Consider the following 6,555-nt stretch of genomic DNA (forward strand, 5'->3'; position numbering starts at 1 on the left):
GATGACTCTGGCTTCTGGTATCGCTCCTATGGCAACGAGAATTGGGAATTTGCCGAAAATGGATTGATGATGCGGAGATATGCCAGCATTAACGATGTGCCGATTCAGGAATCCGATCGCAAGTTTCGCTGGGAGCGTTCAAGCTAAAGAGGAAAATCATTGCAAACTTCCCTCCTTTTCACGTACCTGGCTGATTATCCCCACTTCATTGGGACGATCGCCGCATGGCTGCATCAGGAATGGCACTCGTTTTACCCCTCAGAAACCGAGGCGCAACTTACCGCAGAGCTAGAGACGCACCTGAATCGCGATCGATTACCTTTAACGATCGTTGCTCTAGAAGAATCGCCGCAGCCTAAACTCATTGGCACAGTGACGCTGATGCACGGCAAAACAGAAGCTCCACCGAAGTATGCAGGGTGGTCGCCCTGGCTTGCTTCGCTCTATGTGATTCCTGAAAAACGGGGGGAGGGGATCGGTCGTCTGCTGGTGCAGCGTGCGCTGGAGGAAGCCGATCGGCTCAAATTGCCCTTAGTTTATCTATGGACAGAGCAGACCGAGTTAATGAACTGGTATCGACGGCAGGGCTGGCAGACGATCGCCCAAACAAAATTTCAGCAGCAGCCCGTTCAAATCATGCGATACGATCGAAAGGTTTTTCAGGACATTGGCTTGCCTGGAATCGCACACAGGAAATAGCGCATGGCTTTTGCTAAACGGCATCTCGCATTTTTTGCCCTCGTTGCGCTGGCGATCGTCTGGGGCTATAACTGGGTCGTGATGAAAATCGCGCTTCAGGATGCGTCGCCGTTTGACTTTGCCGCGCTGCGAGCGTTTTTTGGGGCGATGAGTTTGTTTTTGGTGCTGCGGGTGCAGGGAAAATCGCTCAAGCCGGAGGTGCTGCCAGAGACGATCGTGTTTGGGCTACTGCAAACCACCGGAGTGATCGGACTCATTCACTGGGCGTTGGTTGGTGGCGGGGCGGGCAAGATTGCGGTGCTCAACTACACGATGCCGTTTTGGGCGTTGCTGTTTGCCTGGATTTTTCTTAAAGAGCGGCTGCACGGTAAACAGTGGCTCAGTGTTGGCTTTGCGCTGGCGGGACTGCTGCTGGTGCTGCTGCCCTTGAGTTTCACCAGCGATTTATTCAGTAAAGGCTTGGGCATTTTGTCGGGAATTTGCTGGGCAACGAGCGCAATTTTTCTGAAGCGGTTGACCCAGCGGCGATCGATCGACCTGGTTTCATTTACCGCATGGCAAATGCTGATCGGCAGTCTGCCCCTGATCCTGATTGCGCTCACGGTGTCCGATCGCCCGGTGCAGTGGACAGGCTCTTTTATGGCTGCCTTGCTTTACAACATTATTCCGGGAAGTGCAGTGGCGTGGCTCCTATGGTTTTACGCGCTGCGGCAACTGCCCACGGGGGCTGCCAGCTTAGGGACACTTGCAGTTCCGGTCGTCGGAGTCTTTGCAGCTCGGACTCAGCTTGGCGAAATCCCCTCAATGAGCGAGTCGATCGGCATTGTGCTGATTTTGCTGGCACTGCTCCTGAATGCAGTTCCGGGGCGATCGTTCAAAGCCGCCTCAAAGGCTTAGCCTGGATTGGTTAACGCTTAGAGTAATGCTTGGAGCAATGCTTAGCGCAATGATTGCGATCGTCTGTTCTAAAACAAAGGCATTCCTCCCGTTCCCAGGAAATCGCTTTCGCTCAATCCATAGCTGCGCTGGGCATCGGCGATCGCACCTTCGGTCGTGGGAGTCATTACTCCGCTTAGATCTCCGGGATTGTAGCCGTTTGACTGAAGCCGTCTTTGCAGTTCGACGGTGCTATAGCGTCCTTCTTGCAGGTTTTGCTGATAGACCAAACGCGCTTTTTCGGCTTCCAGACGGGCTTGCTCTGCCTCGCGGCGGGCTTGTTCTGCGGCAATTTGCGCCTGCTGCATCTGCTGGATATATTGCACTTGAGCCGGACTGTTGGGCTGAGTTGCGGCTGAGGGATTGGTTCCCGTTGCGCTGCTTAAAGTGGCATTCACCTGGGGTCCGGCAATGCCATCCGCGACCAAACCCCGCGATCGTTGAAATGCAGTGACGGCGGCTTCGGTCTGGGCATCAAAAACGCCCGAAATCGTTCCCACGTAGAAGCCAAGCGACTGAAGCTGAGTTTGAAGGGTACTTACCGCCGCCCCGTTAGAGCCCACCCGTAGCAAGCTTCCTTCAGGAGCGACAGAAGAACCGATCGCCGCTGGTGCAGGGGAAGTTGGCGCAGCCGGAGCAGATCCAGCCGGAGTAGATCCAGCTGAGAACGAGCCTTGCCCCCCAGCGCGACGCAGTGCCGCCGTCGTTTCTGCACCCACCACGCCATCGGCAGTTAAACCATTTGCCTGCTGAAAGCTAATTACGGCAAATTGAGTTGCCCCATCAAACACGCCAGAAGCAGAGCCGCTGTAGTAGCCCAGGGCTGTCAGCCGACGCTGCAATTCTGCGACCTGATCGCCAGAATCGTTGAGCTGGAGAAAATCACGGGGTGCGCTGCTAGTCGCTTCCGATGCCGAACTGCCTTGCCCTAATGCTGCCTGCGTTGCGGCTCCTGCAATGCCATCGGGGGTCAAACCATTTGCCTGCTGAAACTGGCTCACGGCTGCCTGGGTCGCAGTCCCAAAAAATCCAGTAATTTCATCGCTAAAAAATCCGAGCCGCGTCAACTGTCGCTGAAGGTCGGCAACTGCATCGCCACTATCGTTGAGCTGCAATACCCCATCTCCTGCTGGAACTGCCTGTGCCAAGTGAAACGGGGCAACTTGCCCCCTGGCTGTGGGATCAGCAGCCAGACCTCGCTCTGCAAAACTTCCTGTTCCCAAGCCGAGTGTCAGTGCCAGCAGCAAAAACACGCGCCGCGCTGTCGATCGATCACTTTTCTGCGGCTTGGACGATCGTTGAAACAGGCATAGTCTGAGCATCGCGGAACGAGGAGACGAACGAGCAGGCAGGGAATGGGTCATGAAAAGCCTCCTTGAGATCAGGCAAGAAATGCAGTAACCGAGTCGTGAAAAGCAGTGCAGGAGCAGAATCTAGTGAAAGTGCGCGAAATAAAGCGAAAGAGATTACAGACTTAACCGATCGACTAAAGACGGGATGCAGGGGTGCAACCCCCGACCAGAGGCACAGCCCCCACCTTGGATAAAAGAACCCGACGAGTGACAGCTATAATACTAGCGGTAGAGTGGAAAATCGGTAAATTTCCCGCTTCTTCTTTACTAATAGCGTAAGGTAACCAATAAGCCGCCTCAAGCAAATTATTCTATGCGATTTCTTCTAAATTGGTTTAAAAGCAGAAAGCCAACCTCCGAAGAAGCTGGCTTATTTGCAAAGAAGTATGATCTAAGATGACAGGAAGAAAATAACTCAGATACCGAACCGGAGACAGTCTGCTCTGGAAGTCTTTTGAACAGAATTCTGCTTAACAGTAGTGATCAATCACGAGAGCAGTGACGATCGCACAACCCGTAAGCACTAGAGCGATGAGGGGATTTTGACCCTGGCTTACGGCAAAAGTGGCAGGAATGCCTGCGCCAATTCCGGCAGTTACTGCGGCAGCGACCCAGTCTTTTTGTGTGTTGTTATCGTACATATTTCGAAAGGTTGGTTATCTGTGGCTGTTGTTGTTCACGCTACCACTTTCTACCTATGCCTTTTGGAGAAGACTTTTGGATTGTAACCAAGCGATAAGTTCAGATACCTTTCTTCATTAAATAAGCTTAATAATACTTAAAGTGTTGTATCTGAGCAGGGGGTGAACGTTGCACATCGCCTCGATCGCTCCGACGATTTCTCTTTCTGATTCCCACCTTTCTGATTCCCAGCTTTGGCAGACTTTATGCTCCTTATCATGCCCTTCATCATGCCCCTCATCTCCCCACCCTTTATCCCCGGTCTTCTCCTTGAGGGTTGGGAGGCATCGATCTCGACTTCTCAAATCCTCCCTGGTAAGGCTATAACCGGGTAAGGCGATAACAGGCTGGGACATTAACGCTATTAAGCCCTTCAGGAATGAAAACGCTCGACTTACTGCAAACTGGACAACTTGCTGGAACCCGAAGACTTAATCTTGCTGCCGAACTAACGGAATTTCCAATGGAGATTCTTGAGCTAGCAGATTCTTTAGAGATTTTGGATTTGTCAAATAATCATCTGAAGCGATTGCCTGACGAATTTAGGCAGTTGAAGAAACTGAAAATTGTTTTCCTTAGCAACAACGATTTTGAAGAAGTGCCGGAAGTGCTTTCTCAGTGTCCCCAGCTTTCAATGGTGGGCTTTAAGTCGAACCGGATTACCGCACTCCCTGAAAATGCCTTGCCGCCGCTGGTGCGCTGGCTGATCCTGACGGATAATCGGCTTCAGCAGCTTCCCGCTTCGATCGGTCAATTGTCCAGGCTCCAGAAGCTCATGCTTGCCGGAAACGAGCTGCGATCGCTCCCCGATGAACTGGCAAACTGTCAAAATCTAGAGCTAATTCGTTTGGCAGCAAACCAGCTCACTGCACTGCCCGTCTGGCTATCGACGTTGCCCCGGCTATCCTGGCTAGCTTATGCCGGAAATCCGTTTTGTGATTCAAGTCGATTGTCTTCGCTGCCTGACACTGGTTTACCCGATTTCGATTCGTCTAATCCTGATTTGCTTCATATCAAATGGACAGATTTAATGCTGGGGGAACCGCTGGGACAGGGAGCTTCAGGCATTATCTATCAGGGAACCTGGAATTCTGGTGTTCATCAGAGCGTAGAAGTGGCGATCAAGCTGTTTAAGGGAGAAATTACGAGCGATGGGTTTCCCCTAGACGAAATGCGTGCCTGTATTGCGGCAGGAACCCACCCCAATCTGGTGCGAGTTTTAGGAAAGGTGATTCACCATCCGACCCACAGCGCAGGGCTGGTGTTCTCATTTATCCCGCCGCGCTACAAAAACCTGGGTGGACCGCCCAGCCTGGAAACCTGTACAAGAGACACTTATCCGCCTGACACGGCGTTTACTTTGCCTGTGATTCTTCGGATTGCTCAGGGCATTGCCGCAGCCACAGCACACCTCCATGCCAGGGGTATAATGCATGGCGACCTTTATGCTCACAATATTCTGGTGGACGAAACCGGGGAAAGTCTGTTGGGAGATTTTGGCGCAGCCTGCTTTTATGATCCAGCTGATCGCTTCCTCAGTCGATCGCTGCCCTCCCTGGAAGTTAGAGCATTTGGCTGCTTGCTCGAAGATTTGCTGGATCGATGTCGCCCTGCCCCCGATCATCCCGACCAGATTAAGGCGATCGAGCACCTGCGTCGTCTTCAGCAGGACTGTATGAACCCGGTTCCCGCTCTGCGTCCGCTGTTGCCCCAAATCTGCGCTGCTTTAGCGGCTTTCAACAATGGTTCATGAGCTACTGAATACTCATGCCTACTTTATATCAGGCTTCATATCAGACTTAATACCAGACTTAATATCGGAAAACGGTAGAGAAATGGTAAAGACACTGCCCTGATTCAGCTTGCTCTCTACCCGAATGGTTCCTTTATGTGCCTGCACGATCGATCGCGTGATTGCTAGTCCCAGCCCGGTTCCTCCTTTGTGCCGCGATCGTTCTTGATCCGCTCGATAGAATCGATCGAAAATATAGGGCTGTGCAGCAGCAGGAATTCCAATTCCGGTATCTTTCACCCGAATGACTGCCTGAGATTGTTCAGTCGTGAGTTGAATTGTAATCTGACCTTTTGCAGGCGTGTAGTGAATTGCATTACTGAGCAAGTTTGCAACAGCACGATACAGTTGCTCTGCATTTGCCAAAACATGAATTGTCGAAGAATCAATTTCTGTTACCAATGTAATCTCTGCTGCGATCGCCAATGCTTCAAACTCATCGACCAAATCCGTAATCATTTCATTCAAAGAGCAAAGCTCAAAGGCAGTTAAATAGCCTTGTTGCTCCATTTGAGTGAGCATCAGCAAATCCTGCACTAATTTAGTCAGGCGATAACTCTGACGACTCAAAATTTGCAAAGCTTCCTTCGAATCTTCCAGGGTTAACTGGTCAGAACGTAATGCGGTTTGGACGATCGCCTGTAAGGCAGCCAGGGGTGTCCGTAGCTCGTGGGCGGCATCAGCTGTAAATTGCTCCATCTGCTGATAAGAGTGCTGTACAGGACGCATGGCTAATCCTGCCAGCCACCAGCTCGCAAAGCCAATCAGTCCAATGGCTAATAAAGTGATCACGACCAAAGCAATTTCAATCCGCATGAGGTAGCGATCTAAGCTGCTTAGCGAGCCAGCCATTTGCATCGAACCCCACTGAACCCCGTAGCGAGTCTGCAAGGGAAAGAAAGAGTCATGATAATATCTTCCCTGACTATCTCGTTGCGTTTTCCAAAAATTTGGTTCTTGACAAACTGAATTGTCGATCGGCACGGAGAGATAGCCAACCACTTGCCTGGAATTAGTCCAGAAGCGAATGCAATACGGCTCTTCGGTTAGCCTGGATAACATATCTGCTTTACTCAATGCGGCTTCTGATTCGAG

At 51.4% G+C, this 6,555-nt stretch carries 7 protein-coding genes; 4 read left to right on the top strand and 3 right to left on the bottom strand.

Going from position 1 to position 6,555, the window contains the following annotated elements; genetic code table 11:
• The 3 genes from H6F80_RS02590 to H6F80_RS02600 all read left to right on the top strand — a co-directional run.
• Positions 1-147, top strand: a 147-nt coding sequence (locus H6F80_RS02590; protein WP_190790051.1) for a DUF1348 family protein, incomplete at its 5' end; no start/stop codon positions are given.
• Between the two features lie 12 nt (positions 148-159).
• Positions 160-699, top strand: a complete 540-nt coding sequence (locus H6F80_RS02595; protein ID WP_190790052.1) for a GNAT family N-acetyltransferase — start codon at positions 160-162, stop codon at positions 697-699.
• A gap of 3 nt (positions 700-702) precedes the next feature.
• Positions 703-1,596, top strand: coding sequence for a DMT family transporter (locus H6F80_RS02600; RefSeq protein WP_190790053.1), 894 nt, complete (start codon positions 703-705; stop codon positions 1,594-1,596).
• Between the two features lie 68 nt (positions 1,597-1,664).
• Here the strand turns inward: H6F80_RS02600 and H6F80_RS02605 are convergent, their stop codons facing one another.
• Positions 1,665-2,999 (bottom strand): peptidoglycan-binding domain-containing protein, encoded by a 1,335-nt coding sequence (locus H6F80_RS02605; RefSeq protein WP_190790054.1) that lies wholly within the window; start codon positions 2,997-2,999, stop codon positions 1,665-1,667.
• A 458-nt stretch (positions 3,000-3,457) separates the two neighbouring features.
• A complete protein-coding gene (locus H6F80_RS02610; RefSeq protein WP_190790055.1) occupies positions 3,458-3,628 on the bottom strand; it encodes a hypothetical protein in 171 nt (56 codons plus the stop codon).
• Positions 3,629-4,047: 419 nt separating this feature from the next.
• Between H6F80_RS02610 and H6F80_RS02615 the strand changes: the two genes are divergently transcribed.
• Positions 4,048-5,421 (top strand): leucine-rich repeat-containing protein kinase family protein, encoded by a 1,374-nt coding sequence (locus H6F80_RS02615; protein ID WP_190790056.1) that lies wholly within the window; start codon positions 4,048-4,050, stop codon positions 5,419-5,421.
• Between the two features lie 18 nt (positions 5,422-5,439).
• On the opposite strand, the gene rppB is transcribed toward H6F80_RS02615, so the two are convergent.
• Positions 5,440-6,555: two-component system sensor histidine kinase RppB (gene rppB, locus H6F80_RS02620; RefSeq protein WP_206755026.1), on the bottom strand; the 1,116-nt coding region annotated here is incomplete at its 5' end.

The sequence above is a fragment of the Leptolyngbya sp. FACHB-711 genome (genome assembly GCF_014695615.1).
Lineage (GTDB): Bacteria > Cyanobacteriota > Cyanobacteriia > Elainellales > Elainellaceae > Leptolyngbya_A.